This window comes from Cognatundibacterium aquatile, from assembly GCF_014699135.1.
GTDB lineage: Bacteria > Pseudomonadota > Gammaproteobacteria > Burkholderiales > Burkholderiaceae_D > Undibacterium > Undibacterium aquatile.
In genome coordinates this window covers 763,692-784,260 of record NZ_JACOFT010000002.1, presented here as the reverse complement: position 1 = coordinate 784,260, position 20,569 = coordinate 763,692, and the positions used below count along the sequence as shown (strand labels likewise).

The following is a 20,569-nucleotide window of genomic DNA, read 5'->3' as shown; positions in this document are numbered from 1 at the left end:
GAAAAAATGAAGATAGCAATTTTGCCAGGTGATGGCATAGGCCCGGAAATCGTTGAACAGGCAGTTCAAGTGCTGAATGCGCTGGGTGAACAATTCGAAATGGAAACGGCACCAGTTGGTGGTGCAGGTTATGAAGCATCTGGCCATCCGTTGCCGGATGCGACCTTAAAGCTGGCGCAAGAAGCCGATGCGGTATTGTTTGGTTCTGTCGGTGATTGGAAATACGATACGCTGGAACGCGCTTTGCGTCCCGAGCAAGCGATTCTGGGCTTGCGTAAAAACCTGAAGTTATTTGCTAATCTGCGCCCGGCGATTTTGTATCCTGAGTTGGCTGGCGCTTCGACGCTGAAGCCGGAAGTCGTGTCGGGTCTGGATATTCTGATTATCCGTGAGTTGACTGGCGACATTTATTTCGGTCAGCCGCGCGGCGTGCGTGTTTGTCCTGATGGCCCATTCAAAGGTGAGCGCGAGGGCTTCGATACCATGCGTTATGCTGAAACGGAAATCCGTCGCATTGCTCACGTTGCTTTCCAGACTGCACAAAAGCGTGACAAGCGCCTGACCAGTGTTGATAAGGCAAACGTGCTTGAGACTTTTCAGTTCTGGAAAGACATCGTAACCGATGTGCATAAAGAATATCCTGATGTCGCGCTGGATCACATGTATGTTGATAACGCGGCGATGCAATTAGTGCGCGCGCCTAAGAAGTTCGACGTGATCGTGACCGGTAATATGTTCGGCGATATTCTGTCTGATGCTGCTGCGATGCTGACTGGTTCCATTGGCATGCTGCCATCGGCTTCGCTGGACGCGAATAACAAGGGTTTGTATGAACCTTCACACGGTTCTGCGCCGGATATCGCTGGTAAAGGCGTGGCAAATCCGCTGGCGACGATTCTGTCTGCAGCGATGATGCTGCGCTACTCTCTGAATAAAGCAGAGCAGGCTGATCGTATCGAAAATGCGGTGAAGAAGGTACTGGCTCAGGGCTTGCGCACACCGGATATTTACGAAGCGGGTACAACCAAGGTAGGTACGGTGGAGATGGGGCGCGCTGTGGTGAATGCGTTGGCGAGTTAAGGTTTTTATTGATGGGCAGGGACGTCCTGCAATTTTTAGGGAAAAATGATGAAACTGGTGGGTTTGGTAGGTTGGCGTGGGATGGTGGGATCGGTTCTGATGCAGCGTATGCAGGAAGAAGGCGATTTTGCTCATATAGAACCAGTATTCTTTTCAACATCGAATACGGGCGGTACGGCGCCTGCGATGGCAAAAAATGAGAAGACGCTGAAAGACGCAAATGATATTGACGCATTGAAAAAATGCGAAATTATTATTACCTGCCAGGGTGGTGATTACACGAACGAAGTTTTCCCGAAATTGCGTGCTGCCGGTTGGAATGGTCATTGGATTGATGCTGCGTCCAGCTTGCGTATGAACGATGATGCCGTGATCGTGCTGGATCCGGTCAATTTACCAGTGATTAAAGATGCGCTGGTAAAAGGCCAGAAAAACTGGATCGGCGGCAACTGCACCGTTAGTTGCATGTTGATGGGTGTTGGTGCTTTGTATAAAGCGGGTCTGGTTGACTGGATGAGCACTCAGACTTACCAGGCTGCATCTGGCGGCGGTGCTCAGCATATGCGTGAGTTGCTGACGCAATATGGAACGCTGAACGCAGAAGTAAGAAATCTGCTGGATGATCCTAAGAGCGCAATTCTGGAAATTGATCGTAAGGTCATTGCAAAACAACGTTCGCTATCTGCTGCTGAGACTGCCAATTTCGGTGTGCCATTGGGCGGTTCCCTGATTCCATGGATCGACAAGGACCTCGGTGATGGTATGTCCAAGGAAGAATGGAAGGGCATGGCTGAGACGAATAAGATACTCGGTCAGGGCGAAGGTTTCGGCACTGCGGCTGTTCCGGTGGATGGCTTCTGCATCCGTATTGGTGCAATGCGCTGCCATAGTCAGGCGCTGACATTCAAGTTGAAAAAAGACGTTCCTGTTGCAGACATCGAAGCGATGATCGCGGCCGATAACGAATGGGTGAAAGTGGTGCCAAATACACGCGAAGCCAGTGTTCGCGATTTGACACCAGTTGCTGTAACGGGAACGATGACGATTCCTGTTGGGCGCATTCGTAAGCTCGCGATGGGACCGGAGTATGTTGGAGCATTTACTGTTGGTGATCAGCTTTTATGGGGAGCTGCAGAGCCTCTGCGCCGGATGTTGCGTATTCTGATTGACTGATATTGGTCTGCTGTTGCAAAAGGGGGGGGCAAATGCCTTCCCCTTTTTTTGCTTACAAATAATTACAAAATACCCCCCTAAGTTACTTGCATTGTTAAATGACAGCAACGATATTGACAAATCGTGCCCTCATTCTCTTCTTCTTGTATTTACCATGCTTGCAAATCGGGTTAAGCTTGCACCGCTAAGTTGGTAATGTTATCGTGAAACAATATGACGCTTAGCCCGGCAATTTATTAAGCCTATCCCAGCGGACTTTGTTCGCCAAATTCCCAATATGTCTGACAAAATGCATAAACAAAAAAGAACATCTGTGACTTCCCTGGGACGCAAAGTCTTGAGCATTGCGGTAACGTCGAGCTTGCTGTTAATGTCGCAGGCAAATGCGACAGGTATGGGGCGTCTGACAGTGTTGTCTTCTCTGGGGCAACCACTCCGCGCAGAAATTGAACTTACCTCGCCTAGTAAGGATGAAATTGGCTCGCTGGTGCCTAAATTGGCTTCCGCTGAAGCGTTTCGTCAGGCAAATATCGATTTTAATGCGGCACTTCTGTCGTTGCGTTTTGCAGTAGAGCAGCGTGGTTCGGGTTATGTGATCAAGGTGACGTCTTCGCAAGCGATGAATGAGCCGTTTGTTGATATGTTGCTGGAAATGAATTCCTCCAACGGGAAGTTGCTTCGAGAGTACACATTCCTACTTGATCCTGCGGAATTGAGAAACAGTCAGTCACCCCAGTTGGCAAATCCAACGGTTGTCGCAAATAAGCGACAAGCTGGAACGACTTCTGAGGTCGCAACCCGTGTTCCGGCGCAGACGACCGCTGCGGTGAGTCCGAAATCATCTGTCCAAGTAAAAGAGGGAGCGGCGCCTGCCCAAGCACAAACCAAGGCGGGTGATTATGCTGTAAAAAAAGGCGATACCCTGATGAAGGTCGCTTCGGCCTACCGCTCTGAAGGAGTGTCTCTGGATCAGATGTTGGTGAGCCTGTACAAGGCTAATCCACAAGCGTTCGTCGGTCAGAATATGAATCGCCTGAAAGCTGGTCAGATTTTATCGATACCGGATAGCGATGCCGTACAGGCGAGTGCCGGAAATGCGTCTGGCGCGCATTCTGTCGTCTTGGCTCATGCTGCTGACTTCAATGCGTATCGCAATAAACTTGCGGATCATGTTGATCGTGCTCCTGCGGAAAAAGGGCAGGCAGCAAAGCAAACGGCAAGCGGGACTATCACGGCAAAGGTTAAAGAGACTCCCTCAGCTACCAGCGAGTCTGCTGATAAGTTAAAACTGTCAAAATCAGCTAATACTGCGACCAAAACCAGTGATGGTAAAGGTTTGCCTGAAGAGGATAAGCTGGCAAAAAATAAGGCTGCCGCAGAGGCGGCTGGCCGCTTGAAAGAATTGGAAAAGAATGTCAGCGATCTGCAGCGACTGCTTGATGTTAAGAACAAAGATCTTGCTGCAAAAGAGCTTGAGTTAAATGCGAAGGCAAAAGCTGAGCAGAAATCCGCGCCTGCAAGTGCAACTGTCGCAACTGTTGCAACGGTAGGGAAAACGGAAGTAGCATCAAATGCGGTGTCGTCACCTGAGCGCGCTGATGTTGCCTCTGCTCCGGCATCCGTTGTCGATGCTTCTCCCGCGAGCGCGACTACTGCGGCGAACAAGCCTGCCAGACGTAAGCCTGTTGCACCTCCGCCACATCCGCCAGAACCGAGCTTCTTTGAAAGTATTTCTGATTTCTTGCTTCCAGGTGGCGCTGTAGCCTTGGCGCTTCTTGCTGGTGCTGGTTTGTGGTTTAACAATAAAAAGAAAAAGGCACAACAGTTTGAAGACAGTATCCTGACTGGTTCCAGCATGAAGGCAAACTCCATGTTTGGTTCGACGGGAGGTCAGAGCGTCGATACAAATAATAGTGTCTTTAATTCAAATTTTGCTCCATCCGCCAGTCAGTTGGATGCGAATGAGGTTGATCCTGTTGCCGAGGCCGATGTTTATATTGCTTACGGACGCGATTCTCAGGCGGAAGAAATTTTAAAAGAAGCGCTGCGAACTCAGCCTGATCGCCATGCTGTCAGAGTTAAATTACTGGAGATTTATTCCTCCAGAAAAGACACTAAGTTGTTTGAGCGACTGGCGAGTGAGCTGTACGGCATGACCGGTGGAGAAGGTGAAGAATGGGCGCAAGCAGCGTCGATGGGTATTGCGCTGGAACCAGTTAACCCTTTGTATGCGGGTGGTAAAGCTATTCCAGAAGCCAGTGTGCAAGGTGGTTTGGGGGCGACAACGCAGCCGTTAGAGGATCTTGATCCTGATGCTTTGCTGGCAAATTCCTTATCCAGAGATATGTTGGATGCCATCAGTATTATAGACACGGCATCGCATGGACAGGCTGCAACGTCAGAAGCCGTGAAAGATGTTGTGTCGGACATTGATGCTGATCATGCAGCTAGTCTTGATTTTGACCTGGGTTTAAGTGAGGCAGATGTACCTCAGATTCCAGAGGCTCAGCCAGTTGCGCCTGTAGCAACTGTTGATGAGCAAGTGCCTGACGTGGACTTTGGTAGTATCGATTTTGATTTTGGCGATAATAAGCCTGTTGTGGAAGAGGTCGCTGCAGTAGCTGAGTCTGGAGCGGATCAAGAGATTGCTAGTGATGTGGCTGCTGATCTTGACTTTGCCTCATTGGACTTTGATGTGCCTGCGATTGAAGCTGCTCCGGTTGAGCATGGCTTACTTGATGCGCAGGTCGCTGATGAACATGTGGACCCAGTTGCGGAGGTTGTCGCTGAGACCTCTGAGACTGCTGAGCAAGACCATGGATCTGCATTTGAATTTGATTTATCGGGAATCGATCTTGATTTGCCATCAGACGATGCGCATAAATCTGCAGAGGTTGAATTGGCTCCAGCTGTTGTTGAGGAGCAGATTGAGGAAAATGCTGAAATGTCTACTAAGCTTGATTTGGCGGTTGCCTATCATGAGATTGGAGACAAAGATGGTGCCAGAGAGTTGCTTGATGAAGTGTTGAAAGGTGGCACTGCATCCCAGAAAGAGCGTGCAAACGCTATGTTGGCTCAAATGGCATAATCTTCTTTTGAGTTTTTTTTGCGGGCGCAGCGATTGCTTGCGCCCGTTTTTATTTTGAATGGTGATTTGTTGTGAAACGTCTTGTGTTGGGAGTGCAGTACGACGGAAGTGGTTGGCATGGTTGGCAGACGCAACCGTCTGGTGAGACCATACAGGACGTCTTAGAAGGGGCGTTGTTTCAATTTTGTGGGGTAACGGTTGATACCGTCTGTGCCGGGAGAACGGATGCGGGAGTGCATGGCTTGGAGCAGATTGTGCACTTTGATACGAACCTTGCTCGCGCACCTTATTCCTGGGTCAATGGCGTGAATGCTTTCTTGCCGGAAACGATAGCGATACAGTGGGCGAAAGAGTTGGTTTTGGATGATGGGTCGCAAGATAATTTTCACGCCCGATTCAGTGCCAGAGCCAGAACCTATCACTATGTATTAAGTAATAGTAAAATACGGTCTCCCATGTGGTCTGGACGAGCAGGATGGGTGTTTCGCCCAATCGATGTTACAAGAATGCGCGAGGCGGTTGTCTATTTGCTCGGAGAGCATGACTTTTCTGCTTTTCGTGCATCTGGTTGTCAAGCGAAGACTCCGGTCAAGCAAATGTATGACATCAGGATCAGGCAGCAAGGGGAGTTGATTGTTTTTACTTTGAAAGCAAGTGCTTTTTTACATCATATGGTGCGCAATATTGTCGGTTCTCTTATTTTTGTTGGAACCGGTAAGCGTGAGCCTTCCTGGATTGCAGATGTTCTTGCAAGCAAAGATCGAAGCATCGCTGCACCTACGTTTATGCCAGATGGTTTATATCTGGCAAAAATTGATTATGACGAGAAGTGGGGGTTACCTCAGATGGCGAGTTCAGATCTTCCCGGTTTCTTATCTCTTTTATAGTATTTAGTCGTTCGCTTTATGTGAATTCTCAGTTACCCATCTTGAAATCCGGTAAAATGGCGGTTTGCAAAACCAGAACTGAAGGCGCTCGCCTGGGGACTGTTGCCCAGACTGGAGCGCTTTTTTTTAGCCCTTTGCCTCACCTCAGTAAATATTAGTAATTTCAATGAACAATATCCGGAATTTTTCTATTATCGCCCATATCGATCACGGCAAGTCCACGCTTGCGGATCGGATTATTCAAATTTGTGGTGGCCTGTCAGATCGCGAAATGGAAGCGCAAGTCCTTGATTCTATGGATATTGAGCGCGAGCGCGGAATTACAATTAAGGCTCAGACTGCAGCGTTGCATTATAAGTCCCGTGACGGCCAGATCTATAACCTGAACTTAATTGATACGCCAGGGCACGTCGATTTTAGCTACGAAGTCAGTCGTTCATTGTCTGCTTGCGAAGGCGCGTTACTGGTGGTGGATGCATCCCAAGGTGTTGAGGCGCAAACCGTTGCAAACTGCTATACCGCGATTGAGTTGGGGGTCGAAGTTGTTCCTGTGTTGAATAAAATTGACCTGCCGTCTGCTGACCCGGATAACGCTTGCGCTGAAATCGAGGAAGTCATTGGTATTGATGCTTCTGATGCAGTTCATTGTTCAGCGAAGACAGGGCTGGGTGTTGTCGACGTGCTGGAGTCTCTGATTTCCAAAGTTCCGCCGCCAAAAGGTGATCCTGCTGCGCCATTGCAAGCACTGATCGTCGATTCCTGGTTTGATAATTACGTTGGTGTGGTCATGCTGGTCAGAATCGTCAATGGCACCTTACGGCCAAAAGACAAAATTCTGTTTATGGCAACGGAAGCACAGCACTTGGTGGAAAGCGTAGGTGTTTTTACGCCGAAATCATTGTCGCGGGATCAATTGTCGGCGGGGCAGGTGGGCTTTGTTATAGCGGGGATTAAAGAGCTGAAAGCAGCAAAGGTCGGCGATACAATTACGATTGCGAACAAACCGGCAACTGAGCCGTTACCTGGTTTTAAGGAAGTTCAGCCACAAGTTTTTGCCGGTCTGTTCCCTGTCGAGGCAAATCAGTACGATGCGCTACGCGATTCGCTGGAAAAATTAAAGCTCAATGATGCCGCCTTGATGTATGAGCCTGAAGTGTCACAGGCGCTCGGTTTTGGTTTCCGTTGTGGTTTCTTGGGCTTGTTGCATATGGAGATCGTTCAGGAGCGTCTCGAACGCGAGTTTGATATGGATCTGATCACGACGGCACCAACGGTCGTCTATGAAGTGGTCATGGCTGACGGTTCCATTCTGATGGTTGATAATCCATCCAAAATGCCAGACCCATCCAAGATTGAGGAAATTCGGGAGCCGATTGTCACGGTTAATTTATACATGCCGCAGGAATATGTCGGTGCGGTCATCACCTTGTGTACGCAAAAGCGTGGTGTCCAACTGGATATGAGCTATCACGGTCGTCAGGTTAAATTGACGTATGAAATGCCGATGGCGGAAATCGTCCTAGATTTTTTTGATCGTTTGAAGTCGACGTCGCGGGGATACGCGTCCATGGATTATGAATTCAAAGAAAACCGTGCCGCCGATGTTGTTAAGGTGGATATGTTGATTAACAGCGAAAAAGTGGATGCTTTGGCGATTATCGTTCATCGATCAAACAGTCACTTCCGGGGGCGTGCTGTGGCCGCTAAAATGCGGGAGCTGATTCCAAGGCAAATGTTTGATGTAGCGATTCAGGCTGCTATCGGTTCTAATATTATTTCCCGTGAGAACGTGAAAGCACTGCGCAAAAATGTATTGGCGAAGTGCTATGGTGGAGATATCAGCCGCAAACGAAAATTGCTTGAAAAGCAAAAAGCGGGTAAAAAACGTATGAAACAGGTCGGTTCTGTAGAAATTCCTCAAGAAGCGTTTTTGGCAATTTTACAAGTGGATGAGAAATGAGTTTTCAGTCAATTTTAGGGAATTTTGCCCTGATTCTGTTTGTGTTGACGGTGGGTACGGGAATCGTCTGGTTCCTCGATGTGTTTTTTCTATCCAAGCAAAGGCGTCTTGCTGCAGATAAAGCGTTGGCTGAGTTTGATGCGAGAACAGCAAAGCTGGAAGCAGATGGTATCCGCATTGAGCAAGGAAAGCGCGCTGAATTAGAAGCGGGCATATTGCGCCAACCGGTATGGATAGAGTATTCCGGTAGTTTCTTTCCTGTGATCGCACTGGTTTTTTTTCTCCGCTCGTTTCTTTACGAACCATTTAAAATTCCATCGAGCTCTATGTTGCCAACCTTATTTGTTGGCGACCTTATCCTGGTAAATAAGTTTGAATATGGTATTCGTTTGCCTATCCTTAATAAGAAAGTTGTTGAAGTAGGCAACCCACAGCGTGGCGATGTTATGGTCTTTAAATACCCCGTGGATCCGACGGTGGACTATATTAAACGTGTGGTTGGCGTACCAGGAGATAAAGTTGTTTATAAAAATAAACGACTTTTGATTAACGGGAAAACGCTTTCTTATCAGACGATGTCAGATTTCCTCGATGAAGAGCATTTGAATTATTCAAAACAATATACAGAAAATCTGACGGGTGTATCACACCGGATTCTGAATGATGAGCATGCACCTGCTTTTGTCCGGGATCCTTTCAATTTTCCGAAAAGAGAAAATTGTACTTATGATAGTGAAGGATTTTCCTGCGTGGTTCCTGAAGGACATTATTTCATGATGGGTGACAATCGCGACAATAGTCTCGACAGTCGCTACTGGGGATTTGTTCCTGATCAGAATATCGTTGGTAAGGCATTTTTCATCTGGATGAATTTGGGAAATATCAAGCGCATCGGTAGTTTTAATTAAAATAACTGGATATGTAAAGAAAGAGAAATTATGCAAACAGCTCAACGTTTTTCTTTAAAGTCGCAGCATGGTATTTCTTTGATAGGGCTCATTTTATCTCTGGGTGTGATTGTATTGATTGCGATGCTGGCAATGAAAGTAGTGCCAACAGTAATTGAGTACACATCGATAAGAAAAGCGATAGGTGTTGCTAAAACAGGTGGAATGACTGTTAATGAGATCCAGAATGCTTTTGATAAACAGGCAGAAGTTGGCTACATTACTTCAATCGCGGGCAAGGATCTAATGATTACCCGGGATAATGGGAATATTGAAGTGAGTTTCTCCTACCAGAAAAAAATCCCTTTGTTTGGCCCAGCAACATTATTGCTGGAATATGAAGGTACAACGGCAAAAAGTGGCGTCTCCGCTAAAAAGCCAGAATAAGCAGAACACGTATGAATCTTCAACTATTGCAAAAAAGGCTGGGATACCAGTTTTGTAATCCGGCTTTATTGCAGCAGGCTTTGACGCATCGCAGTCACAGCGTTTTACATAATGAGCGATTAGAATTTCTTGGCGACTCCATTTTGAATTGTGTTGTCGCATCGTTGTTGTTTGAAAGTTTCTCGGATATTGATGAGGGTGACTTATCGCGTGTTCGTGCCAATCTGGTCAAGCAGCAGTCGCTTTATGAAATCGCACAAAGAATAGAATTATCCCAATTTTTAAGATTGGGTGAGGGCGAACTAAAGTCCGGCGGTTTTCGTCGCCCATCCATTCTTGCGGATGCTTTGGAGGCGTTGTTCGGAGCAATTTTTCTTGATTCTGGTTTTGATGCAGCGAAAGAGGTGATTCGCTCCCTCTATGCACCGGTAATGATTGCGATTGATCCGACAACCTTGGGTAAGGACGCTAAGACTTTGCTGCAGGAATTTTTGCAGAGTAAAAAAATCGCTTTGCCTCAGTACAATGTTGTTGCCACTCACGGAGCTGCGCACAATCAAGAGTTTGAGATTGCCTGTCTGGTTCCTAAACTGGATATTCAGGTTTTTGGCACTGGTGGTAGTCGCCGTGCTGGTGAGCAGGCCGCTGCTAAACTTGCCCTTGAGGCGGCAATGTTGGCGTTAGCAAAAACACCTGGCGCGCGGAAATCTAAACCGAGAGCGGCGCAATTGAAACTGGCAGGAATAGCGACGGCGCAACTTGATAGCACACCATTACTTACAGACTTGCCTGAGACTAAACAAGATATATCTGACTCTGCTTCGATGAGCCTGCCTGAGGCAGACGGAGATTCCAATCAACACCCAAAAACAGCATGAGCACTCTATGAATGAATTAATTGATAACCCTGATTTTCGCTGTGGGTATATTGCTATTGTCGGTCGTCCTAACGTAGGTAAATCGACCTTGATGAATGCGTTGATTGGGGCAAAAGTCAGTATTACTTCTCGTAAGGCTCAGACTACCCGTCATCGTATTACCGGAATACAAACCAAAGACAATACGCAGTTTGTGTACGTTGATACACCGGGTTTTCAGACACGTCATTCAAATGCTTTAAACCGCACACTGAACAGAACCGTGACGACAACGCTGACAGCGGCGGACGTGATTTTATTTTTGGTCGAGGCTGGCACTTTTGGCCCTGCCGATCAGCAAGTGATCGATTTATTGCCAAAAAATGTGCCTTGCATTCTGGTGATTAATAAATCTGATCGCATTAAAGATAAAGCGGTCATGATGCCGTTTGCACAGAAGGTTGCCGCATTGTTTCCATTTGCTGCGATTGTTCCGGTTTCTGCGACTTTGCGTTTCCAGCTTGAAAATCTGGAAGGTGAAACAAGAAAATATTTGCCACTGAATCCGCCGATGTTTGCGGAAGATGATATTACTGACCGCAGTGAAAAATTTCTTGCCACAGAAATTGTCCGCGAAAAATTATTCCGTTTTGTCGGCGATGAGCTGCCGTATACAAGCACTGTGCTGATTGAAAAATTTGAGCAGGAAGGAAATTTACGCCGGATTTTTGTCGCCATATTGGTCGATCGTGATGGGCATAAATCGATGGTAATTGGTAACAAAGGTGCGCGTCTGAAGGATATATCCACGCAATCTCGTGTCGATATGGAGAAGCTTTTCGGCGGTCCTGTTTATCTCGAAATCTGGGTCAAAGTAAAATCTGGATGGGCGGATAACGAAGCAGGTTTAAGAGCCTACGGTTACGAATAGTTCGTTGCATGACTGATGTTCATACAGTCGTTTTAACTCAGCATGGCGATGCTTTTAATAAGGTCGCCACTGCTATTGATCCGGTTCCGGCTCAATCAAAAAAAAAATCCCAGACGATGGCTGCCGGAGTATTGCCACGCGAGCGAAAAATACTTCACCAGCCTGGTTTTGTATTGCACTCCTGGCCGTATAAAGAAACCAGCCTGATCGTAGAGATATTCACACGCGATTATGGTCGTATTGCTCTTGTAGCCAAGGGGGCTAAGCGACCGCATTCTCAGTTGCGCAGCGTGTTGCAGACCTTCCAGCCTTTGCAGTTGGGATGGACTGGGAAGTCCGAAATCCCGATACTTACCGGGGCTGACTGGGTCGGTGGTATGCTGCCGCTCGAGCGATCAGCGTTACTGTGCGGGTTTTACCTCAATGAGTTGTTGGTTAAATTTTTGGTGCGTGATGAGCCGCATACTGCACTGTTTGAACAATATATAAGTACACTGAATTTATTGGCTCATGATGAGCCTGCACCGACCGTTTTGCGTCAGTTTGAACTGGCGCTGTTGCGAGAGTCGGGTTTGTTGGGCGATCTGACGTTTTGCACGTTTTCCAGAAGTAAAGTGGATGCAGCGTTGAATTACGTTGTCGATCCTGAGGTCGGCACACGGATTGCGACTACATCAGATCATATTCCCATTGTCAGTGGTAAAACCTTATTGGATATGGAGCAAGCAGATTATGCTGATACGGTCACGCAATTTCAAAGTAAGATGTTGATGCGTTTTTTGCTCGGACACCACTTGCATGGCGCATCTCTAAATACCAGGCAGATTTTGATCGATTTGCAAAATTTATGAACGTTCATTCACATCAACAATCTACCTTGCTTGAAGTCAGTCTTGATCCACTGCTCAGTTTTCTGGACGGCTGCGAAGACAGTCCTCTTGACCCACTCGCATTTGCGATTACTGCAGAGGAAGCTGGTGCAGATGGATTATCTATTTATTTGTCAGCGAAAAATGCAAACGTCCGGCAAGCGTTGATGCAAACCATGTCGCAGCAGTTTATTGGGCGTTTGAAAATCAACGCAACGGCGACTGCGCAAACACTGGATATCGTGTCTGAAATTCGTCCTGCGAATGTATGTCTGGTTGCAGCAGATGGCGGATCAGATGAGCGATTCGTGCCAGTGGATGTTGTTGAGGATTTTTTGCTATTACAGTCGTTTGTCAGTCAATTGCATCGTAACGGGCATCGCTCATCCCTATTTGTCAGGCCAAAACCAGAACAGATTCAGGCATGTGCTGAATCTGGTGCGAACGCGATAGTGCTCAGTGCTGAGCACTATGTTCAGGCAGACAATAATGCGATGCGCCAGCAGGCGTTGAGTGAGTTGCAAGCGATGGCTATTGAAAGTATTCGGCAAGGCTTATCGGTGCAGCTCAGTGGCAACTTTAACTACAAAAATATTGTGGCTCTTGCCTCATTATCGGACGTTACGCAAATTAATACCGCCGATGCAATTTTTGCCCGGACTCTGTCAGTGGGATGGAATGTCGCGGTGAAAGAGGTGAAAGCGATTTTAGTCCGCTCAGGGTTAACGCAGAGGGCTTGAGATGATTTATGGCATCGGCACTGATATCGTTCAACTTGCCCGTATTGAACATGCGCTGGTCAGAAGTGGCGAGCGGTTTGCCAGAAAAATTCTGGGGGAAGATGAGTTGCGTATTTTTTTTCAGCGACGAGAGCAAAATTTGCTACGTGGTACGCGCTATCTGGCGACCAGATTTGCCGCGAAGGAGGCATTTTCAAAGGCGATTGGTACGGGTATAACAGCACCTATGACCTTGCATAACATGCAAACGCTGAACGACGATGACGGAAAGCCTGTTGTGAGGCTGACTGGCACCTTGTATGAATGGATGGCGTCACGTTGCCTGACGTCCCATATTTCCCTTAGCGACGAAGCTGATCACGTTTTGGCCTTTGTGATTGTGGAAAAAAAATCCGGTACTGATATCTGATGGATACAAATCAATCTCCGGCGAGTGATGTTCGTCAGTCTGTTTTAGAAACGGTATCGAAGCTTCCTCATTTGCCCGGGGTGTATCGTTACTTTGATGAGCAGGGGCAGGTTTTGTATGTCGGTAAGGCGCGTGATCTGAAGAAGCGCGTCAACAGTTATTTTCAAAAGACCCTGTCGAGTCCACGCATCGCTATGATGGTGGCAAAAATCGTCAGGCTGGAAACGACGGTGACACGCAGTGAAGCAGAAGCCCTGATTCTGGAAAATAACCTGATCAAAGCTTTGCGGCCTCGCTACAATATTTTATTTCGGGACGATAAGTCTTATCCTTACCTGAAAATTACTTCAGAAAAGACGCCGCGAATGACCTACTATCGCGGCGCTATCGATAAAAAAAACCAGTATTTTGGTCCCTTTCCATCCGGGTGGGCGGTCAAGGAATCGATGCAAATCCTGCAGAAAGTGTTCTTGTTGCGCAGTTGCGAGGATAGTGTATTTGCGAATCGTACCAGGCCTTGTCTATTGCATCAGATTCAGCGTTGCAGTGCTCCTTGTGTTGACTTTATTACGCCTGACGATTACCTATTGGATGTTAAAAATGCTGCCGATTTTTTACGTGGACGGCAATTAGAAGTCATGCAGACGTTGGAGAAAAAAATGCTGGCTTTTTCCTCCGAACTGAAATTCGAGCAAGCAGCATTCGTCCGTAATCAAATGTCAGCCTTGTCTAAGGTATTGCATCAGCAAAGCATGGAAACCACTGGCAATGCGGATGTTGATATTGTGGCCGTGATTGTCGAGGGGGGGCGAGCTTGCGTGAACCTGGCGATGGTGCGGGGCGGGCGGCATCTTGGCGACAGGGCCTATTTCCCCAGTCATGTGGATGATGTCAGATCGACTGCAGAAGATTCGATTGAGCAGGAAATCGTCGCTGCTTTTCTTGCACAGCATTATGTTGATCAGTTCATTCCTTCAACGATTGTGATGAATGTCGAGTTGGATGAGCCAGATCTGATGCTGGCACTTGCCGAACAGTGTGGACACAAAATTCATTTATCTTTTCAACCTCAGGAACAGCGGCGTATCTGGCTTGAAATGGCAGTGAAGGGTGCCGCTTTGGCATTAACCAGACTACTGTTTGAGCAAGGCTCGCAGCAAGCACGGACGCTGGCGCTGGCGGCGGTTCTTGATCTGGATATCGACAATCCGGAGCAGTTGCGAATCGAGTGTTTTGACATCAGCCATACGCAGGGGGAGGCGACTCAGGCTTCATGCGTAGTATTTCATCACCATGCAATGCAAAGTGGAGAATACAGGCGCTACAACATCAAAGACATTACGCCAGGCGATGATTACGCGGCTATGCGGCAGGTATTGTTCCGTCGTTATGAAAAAATTGTCAGTGATCAGGACGAAAGCGTGCGGACCTTACCAGATGTTGTTTTGATTGATGGCGGCAAGGGGCAGGTGGAGATGGCGCGCCAGGTTTTTGTCGAACTTGGCTTGGATACCAGCAGGATTGTGGGAGTTGCCAAAGGCGAGGGGCGTAAGGTTGGCCTCGAAACTTTGGTATTTGTTGATGGGCGTGAACAAAAAGAATTGGGAAAAGAGTCCGCCGCTTTGATGCTGATTGCGCAGATTCGTGATGAGGCGCATCGCTTTGCTATTACGGGTATGCGGGCAAAGCGCGATAAATCCAGACAGGCATCGCAATTAGAAGAGATTGAGGGAGTGGGGCCAAAGCGCAGACAAAAATTATTGGTGCGCTTTGGTGGCTTGAAGGGAGTCAGTGATGCCAGCGTTGAAGAGCTGGCGAGCGTTGAAGGTATATCCCGGCAGTTGGCAGAAGAAATTTACAAGCGATTGCGTTAGCCCAATATAATTACCGGAAATAATCTGAATAAAAACTTATGCCATTTAATTTTCCTATTTTGTTGACCTGGTTACGTGTCGCTCTGATTCCGTTGGTGGTCGGCGTATTTTATTTGCCTGATACATGGTTGAGTCCTTTTGAAAAAGGTGTCGCATCCAGCCTTGTCTTTATTATCGCAGCGGTGACAGATTGGTTTGATGGTTTTCTCGCGCGCCGCTGGAATCAGACATCTTCGTTCGGCGCCTTCCTTGACCCGGTCGCTGACAAGTTAATGGTTGCCGGTGCATTGCTTGTGTTGGTGGAATTTGACCGTGTTAACGCCGTTGTTGCATTCGTTATTATTGGTCGTGAAATTACCATCTCTGCCTTGCGTGAATGGATGGCGCTGATCGGTGCGTCAAAGTCGGTTGCCGTCAGTTCGATTGGCAAAATTAAAACGGCGGCACAAATGATGGCGATACCTCTGCTTCTGAGCCCGAATTTTGTTTTATTTAATTATATTGACAGCGGTTTGACCGGATCCTGGTTGTTGCTTATTGCCGCAGTATTGACGGTATGGTCTATGTTTTATTATTTGCGAAAAGCATGGCCTCTGATTAAAGAGTCAACTGAAAAACTCAGTTAGCTCGCTTGACAGAATTCATGGATACTATATAATTCTGGTCTTTCGTTGATGCGGGAATAGCTCAGTTGGTAGAGCGCAACCTTGCCAAGGTTGAGGTCGAGAGTTCGAGACTCTTTTCCCGCTCCAAGTTTTTTCAGCGAAAAAAATAGTAGTACGAATGCGGGAATAGCTCAGTTGGTAGAGCGCAACCTTGCCAAGGTTGAGGTCGAGAGTTCGAGACTCTTTTCCCGCTCCAGTTTTTTTAGTACCTGATGTATTTGTAGTGCAAATGCGGGAATAGCTCAGTTGGTAGAGCGCAACCTTGCCAAGGTTGAGGTCGAGAGTTCGAGACTCTTTTCCCGCTCCAGATTCTGAAGGGAAGCAAAGCTTCCCTTTTTTCTTAAAGTTGTTTTGCCGCGTTTCAGTTTTTATGATTGAAACAGCACCCTTGGCGGGGTAGCAAAGTGGTTATGCAGCGGCCTGCAAAGCCGTAGACGCCGGTTCGATCCCGACCCCCGCCTCCAGTTTTAAGAAAGCGCTGTTAAGCGCTTTTTTTTCAGAGCAAGCAGCTTAGGCTGCATGTTGTAGTGATGGGCCCGAGTGGTGAAATAGGTAGACACATCGGACTTAAAATCCGCCGCTTCGTTAATAGCGGGCGTGCCGGTTCGATTCCGGCCTCGGGCACCAACTCACTAGAACACAAACAAACATAAAACCCCGCAAAGCTAAGTAATGCAAGGCTTTGCGGGGTTTTTTTATGTTTTTGTGATTCCGCAAATACCCACTTTAAAACATAATTTTCTGTTCTCAACTCCCCACATTTTCCCCACAAACTCCCCACGCGGCATTATCATGCGCCGAATGTTTTTTTTCATCGGGGGCTGTCTGTGGCATCTTTTACAAAAACGGCGAATGGCTGGCGGGTACAGATTAGCATTAAGGGGCAGCGTGACTCTGCAACGCATGCAACAAAGGCGCAGGCAGCTGCGTGGGCGGCTCAGCGTGAAACTGAGCTACGCAACCAGGTGGCAACTGGCGTTATCGCTGGCAGAACGTTTGAAGATGCCTGCCGCCGGTATGAGATTGATGTGTCCAGGCATAAGCGTGGCCACCGGTGGGAGGCGTTGCGCCTATCTGCGCTGTGTGATTTCGTGATGGATAGTCAGCGGCTGGGGGATATGTTGCTGTCGGATATGTCGTCAGATGTCATTGGTCGCTGGCGCGATATGCGCATGCGTGGCACTCCAGAGGTGAAACCGGTGAGCGGGTCAACCGTCAATCGGATATTGAATTTATGGTCACACGTCCTGACGACTGCTGCGAAAGAATGGAAGTGGATTGTAGAAAGCCCGACAAAAGATGTCCGGCGGCCAAAGGAGTCTGCACACCGGGACAGGCGGCCAACAGCAGATGAGATTGAGCGCATCTGTTTGTATTGCAATTTCAATGATGAGCCGATCTCGAAAAAAATGCAGGCCGTGGCGGTTTGTTATCTGTTTGCTATTGAGACAGCCATGCGTCAGGGTGAGATATGCGGATTACTCCCGTCACATATCTCCGGCGCCGTAGCACATCTTCCGATGACAAAAAATGGAAGTAAGCGTGATGTCCCGCTATCAAAGCGGGCGCTGGAGTTGATCAGTTATCTACCGGTGCAAAGTGATGAAGAGCCGGAATCGCCTGTATTCATGCTTACTGCGGATAGCCTGAGCACGTTATTTCGTAAAGTTTGTGCGGCATGCTGCATCGAGGATCTGACGTTTCATGATTCGCGTCATGAAGCAATTACGCGCCTGGCCAAGAAGCTGAATGTTCTCGACTTAGCGCGTATGGTGGGGCATAAGGATTTGAGGATGCTGCAGGTGTATTACAACGAGTCGGCAGCTGATATGGCTGCCAGACTCGATTAAGCACGTTTTTCCGTATATTTCTCGGCCCACTGAATCACGTCTTTCGCCTTGTAAAGTGGGTGACCTTTTTTGCCTTTTTCCGTGGGCAGTCTAATTGCCGGTGGAAAATCAGGTTTGCAGGCAATGCGCTCCCGTACCACTGCTTCGTTTCGTTTCAAAAACTGCGCAATGGTTGAGATGTCCCACAGATCAATAGAAATAGGGATTGCAGGTTTGGTGCGTTCGGCCAGCGCCGCGGCCAGCCGATCAATTAAGTCATGTTCACTCATGCTGCACCGCCTTTCAGTGCTTTAATCAGCGCTGCACGGTACTGACCTAACGTTTGAAAACTCATTGCAGATGCATCATCGGACAACAGTTTTTCCACGCGCTGGATGTTGTTTTCTAGCCAGTTAATGCGCTGAATCATTGCTTCAATATTTGATTCGCCGTTACCTGGTGTTGCATCTTTCCACGTCGATATCGCTTCTTTGAACCCTGCTACCGATCCGGCTTGTTTTAATATTGCGATTGCGTGTTTGGCCTGCGTGGTTGCATCGTCCAGTGCGTTGTGGTGTGTTCCATGCCTATCCATTTTTATTTCTGGATACATGTTTTTCAGGGTTCTGAAGCAGCGGTTATTCCAGAATTTCCATGCTGGCTCGATGCCGCATTGCGCCATTGCTGCGATGAGGATGGCATTGTCAAAGTCAGATCCGTTACCCCATATTTCCGGGTTGTCGAACTGTGAAACGTATTCATTAAATTGCGCGAGAGCAAATTTGATCGAGGCGCTTGTTTCATAATCTTCTGCGTAGCGCAGAACCCGTTTTGCCTCATCGCTTTGCGCATCCCACCAAGCAACTGTTTCAGGGTCGCTGTGCAGGCCATACAGTGCGCAAGAGCTTGCATTGACTACCATATAAAATGGCGTGCCAACAATGCCGGTTTCGGCTGAGAATGTAACGGCACCTATCGATAGAATCGCGCAACCGGCACGTTTTCCAAGCGTTTCAAGATCGACCATAATGCGGTCATTTTTTTTATCTATTGTGTTCATGCTGCACCAGCGCTTTCTTTTTGTGTTGGGAATGGCCATGCCGCAGACGGTGACGGTTTCTTTTTCAGGCTCAGGGTAGGGCGTTTGACGGGTGTGGCGTCGACCGGCTTTTCCAGATCTGCGCGGAACTGATCGATGTCGATGCCTTCGGCTTTGGCGATGCCGGATAAGATGCGAGAGTCTTCTCTTGTATAGGACAGGTGGTAGTGAACGCGTAATGCGCCGCCCAGGAGTAGATCGAGCATGATGTTCAGTACAGTATCTTTGTCGGACTGATCGATGTATGTGCAGATAGCCTCATTACTGCTACTGCCGAATGGATACAGGTCGACAAGGACATCATCCGGAATAACAAAGAAAGTCAGAAGGTTTTTTACAATCTCGCGCAGAGATTCGACGTTGAGATAGTTAAAACCAGTCAGGCGGATGCGTTTGTAGAGCGCGACGCGGAATTGTTCTTCCTTTACCGACTCAGCTTTGGCGGCATCTTCGCGCTGGCATTTCTCGATGTAGGCGTCGTTTGGTTTGGCTGAAAGCGTTGCGCCGCCGATGACAACATCTGCTGCTGGTGTAGTCGCCTGTTGTTCTGGCGCATAGACATCGGCATGGCTGGCTGCTGTCTTATCAAACGCCTGCATCAGGTTGTCGCAATATCCGGCTTTTTCCAGCTCTGCCTGAACGTGATGCTTATCGTAAAACGGAGTGAACTTGTTGCTGCTATACAAGGCATAGGCGACAGGTTCGCCAAGCTGATCTTGTGATAAGACCATGCCGATAGCTTGTTTCGATGTAGACGTCTTATGATGGCGAGCAAAGGCCGTAATCCATGTCGCATCGATAACGTATTCACCGTTGCCGTTACGAGCCGCTTGCAGCGACTCTGCAAATTCCTCGCCACGGAAAACCGGTATATTTTTACGCTCATACTGGCGCACTTGGTTTTCTACTGACGCGCCGATTTTGTTGGCGAAGCAGTCAGGGTCTGTGCATAGATCGGGGTTGATGTCGGGGAATACCTCTGGCTGGTTGCCGGTGCGTTTTGGGCATTTTCCGCAGGCCGGTGCATCTGTCAGTGTCGCGCTTTTGATGTCGAATATCGCGTCTGTCAGATCGAGCATGTAGCGGTTGCGGATATGCGTTTGTGCTTCGCGTACTGTCAGCGGTTCGTTTTTAAACGATGGCTTGACTATTTCTTTGTACGCTTGCACTTGCAGATCTGGCACAGGGATTCTGGCCAGCAGCAGGGCGGTTGATGCATCGATCTTCCCGTCTAAAAATGGATCATGCAATGGCGCGGCCAGAGAACAGAGTTTCAGGCGTGAATAGATGTAGCTGCGGGACTTTTTCAGCTCTGTGACCAGCTGATCTGCGCTGTAGCCGTGACTGAGCATCAACGCCTGATAGCCGAGTGCCTCTTCGAGTTCGTGCGGGTCTTCGCGGTGCAGGTTCTCGAAAATCTGAATCTTCGCGGCTTGCAGATCTGTCAGTATTCGAATCATGGCTGGTATCGTTGTTCTGCCTGCCATTTGCGACCCACGGAAACGACGTTCACCGGCGACGACTTCATAGATCTGCGGCTCTTCTGCGGTCGGCGTGACTGGCCGAATCAAAATAGGCTGTGCCACACCGATTTCTTTGATGCTGGCCGCCAGCTCAGTCATCTTCAACGCATTGAAGTGCTTGCGGTTCGTTTTTGAAATGCGGATTTGATCGAGCGGGATAACGGCGAACGTGCCTTGATCGATCACCAGCTCATCGACAACGATGACGGGATCGGCGGCTGCGACTGCGGATTTTTTCTTAGCGACCATGA

Annotated in this window: 18 protein-coding genes and 5 tRNA genes; 20 read left to right on the top strand and 3 right to left on the bottom strand. The window is 48.2% G+C overall.

Annotated features, from left to right (window positions below; translation table 11 throughout):
• The first annotated feature begins 6 nt into the window (after positions 1-6).
• The 20 genes from leuB (at position 7) to H8K26_RS07915 (ending at position 17,717) form a co-directional block, all read left to right on the top strand.
• Entirely contained in the window at positions 7-1,080 is a 1,074-nt protein-coding gene (leuB, locus tag H8K26_RS08010; protein ID WP_186883670.1) for a 3-isopropylmalate dehydrogenase, read from the top strand.
• Positions 1,081-1,125: 45 nt separating this feature from the next.
• Positions 1,126-2,253: an aspartate-semialdehyde dehydrogenase gene (gene asd, locus H8K26_RS08005; protein WP_190478631.1), complete on the top strand. Its 1,128-nt coding sequence runs from the start codon at positions 1,126-1,128 to the stop codon at positions 2,251-2,253.
• Positions 2,254-2,566: 313 nt separating this feature from the next.
• Positions 2,567-5,341, top strand: a complete 2,775-nt coding sequence (locus tag H8K26_RS08000) for a motility hub landmark protein FimV (protein WP_317889259.1) — start codon at positions 2,567-2,569, stop codon at positions 5,339-5,341.
• 71 nt (positions 5,342-5,412) lie between these two features.
• Positions 5,413-6,228: a tRNA pseudouridine(38-40) synthase TruA gene (truA, locus tag H8K26_RS07995; RefSeq protein ID WP_186883667.1), complete on the top strand. Its 816-nt coding sequence runs from the start codon at positions 5,413-5,415 to the stop codon at positions 6,226-6,228.
• Between the two features lie 166 nt (positions 6,229-6,394).
• Positions 6,395-8,188 (top strand): translation elongation factor 4, encoded by a 1,794-nt coding sequence (gene lepA / locus H8K26_RS07990; protein WP_186883666.1) that lies wholly within the window; start codon positions 6,395-6,397, stop codon positions 8,186-8,188.
• Entirely contained in the window at positions 8,185-9,096 is a 912-nt protein-coding gene (gene lepB / locus H8K26_RS07985; RefSeq protein WP_190478626.1) for a signal peptidase I, read from the top strand. Before lepA ends, lepB begins: the two co-directional genes overlap by 4 nt.
• A 30-nt stretch (positions 9,097-9,126) precedes the next feature.
• Entirely contained in the window at positions 9,127-9,522 is a 396-nt protein-coding gene (locus tag H8K26_RS07980; RefSeq protein WP_190478624.1) for a DUF4845 domain-containing protein, read from the top strand.
• An 11-nt stretch (positions 9,523-9,533) separates the two neighbouring features.
• Positions 9,534-10,400 carry a ribonuclease III gene (gene rnc, locus H8K26_RS07975; protein WP_190478622.1) on the top strand — a complete coding sequence of 289 codons (867 nt, stop codon included), beginning with the start codon at positions 9,534-9,536 and terminating at the stop codon, positions 10,398-10,400.
• 7 nt (positions 10,401-10,407) lie between these two features.
• Positions 10,408-11,310, top strand: coding sequence for a GTPase Era (gene era / locus H8K26_RS07970; RefSeq protein WP_186883662.1), 903 nt, complete (start codon positions 10,408-10,410; stop codon positions 11,308-11,310).
• Between the two features lie 8 nt (positions 11,311-11,318).
• A complete protein-coding gene (gene recO, locus H8K26_RS07965; RefSeq protein WP_190478620.1) occupies positions 11,319-12,161 on the top strand; it encodes a DNA repair protein RecO in 843 nt (280 codons plus the stop codon).
• Positions 12,158-12,919, top strand: coding sequence for a pyridoxine 5'-phosphate synthase (locus H8K26_RS07960; RefSeq protein ID WP_190478618.1), 762 nt, complete (start codon positions 12,158-12,160; stop codon positions 12,917-12,919). Before recO ends, H8K26_RS07960 begins: the two co-directional genes overlap by 4 nt.
• Position 12,920: 1 nt before the next feature.
• On the top strand, positions 12,921-13,328 hold the full coding sequence (gene acpS, locus H8K26_RS07955) for a holo-ACP synthase (RefSeq protein WP_190478616.1): 408 nt from the start codon (positions 12,921-12,923) through the stop codon (positions 13,326-13,328).
• Positions 13,328-15,202 carry an excinuclease ABC subunit UvrC gene (gene uvrC, locus H8K26_RS07950; protein WP_190478614.1) on the top strand — a complete coding sequence of 625 codons (1,875 nt, stop codon included), beginning with the start codon at positions 13,328-13,330 and terminating at the stop codon, positions 15,200-15,202. Before acpS ends, uvrC begins: the two co-directional genes overlap by 1 nt.
• A 38-nt stretch (positions 15,203-15,240) precedes the next feature.
• Positions 15,241-15,828 (top strand): CDP-diacylglycerol--glycerol-3-phosphate 3-phosphatidyltransferase, encoded by a 588-nt coding sequence (gene pgsA / locus H8K26_RS07945; protein ID WP_186883657.1) that lies wholly within the window; start codon positions 15,241-15,243, stop codon positions 15,826-15,828.
• Between the two features lie 50 nt (positions 15,829-15,878).
• Positions 15,879-15,954: transfer RNA gene (locus H8K26_RS07940), tRNA-Gly, on the top strand.
• 33 nt (positions 15,955-15,987) lie between these two features.
• A tRNA-Gly gene (locus tag H8K26_RS07935) sits at positions 15,988-16,063 on the top strand.
• A 35-nt stretch (positions 16,064-16,098) separates the two neighbouring features.
• Positions 16,099-16,174, top strand: a tRNA-Gly gene (locus H8K26_RS07930).
• Positions 16,175-16,257: 83 nt separating this feature from the next.
• Positions 16,258-16,331 (top strand) — tRNA-Cys (locus tag H8K26_RS07925).
• A 70-nt stretch (positions 16,332-16,401) separates the two neighbouring features.
• Positions 16,402-16,494: transfer RNA gene (locus H8K26_RS07920), tRNA-Leu, on the top strand.
• Between the two features lie 200 nt (positions 16,495-16,694).
• Positions 16,695-17,717: a tyrosine-type recombinase/integrase gene (locus H8K26_RS07915; RefSeq protein WP_190478613.1), complete on the top strand. Its 1,023-nt coding sequence runs from the start codon at positions 16,695-16,697 to the stop codon at positions 17,715-17,717.
• On the opposite strand, the gene H8K26_RS07910 is transcribed toward H8K26_RS07915, so the two are convergent.
• Genes H8K26_RS07910 through H8K26_RS07900 form a run of 3 tightly spaced genes read right to left on the bottom strand, consistent with a single transcriptional unit; the run spans position 17,714 to position 20,567 of the window.
• On the bottom strand, positions 17,714-17,986 hold the full coding sequence (locus tag H8K26_RS07910; RefSeq protein WP_190478611.1) for a hypothetical protein: 273 nt from the start codon (positions 17,984-17,986) through the stop codon (positions 17,714-17,716). The genes H8K26_RS07915 and H8K26_RS07910 overlap by 4 nt on opposite strands.
• Positions 17,983-18,756, bottom strand: coding sequence for a 3'-5' exonuclease (locus H8K26_RS07905; protein ID WP_190478609.1), 774 nt, complete (start codon positions 18,754-18,756; stop codon positions 17,983-17,985). The genes H8K26_RS07910 and H8K26_RS07905 overlap by 4 nt, the downstream gene beginning before the upstream one ends.
• Positions 18,753-20,567, bottom strand: coding sequence for a ParB/RepB/Spo0J family partition protein (locus tag H8K26_RS07900; protein WP_190478607.1), 1,815 nt, complete (start codon positions 20,565-20,567; stop codon positions 18,753-18,755). Before H8K26_RS07900 ends, H8K26_RS07905 begins: the two co-directional genes overlap by 4 nt.
• Positions 20,568-20,569 lie beyond the last annotated feature (2 nt).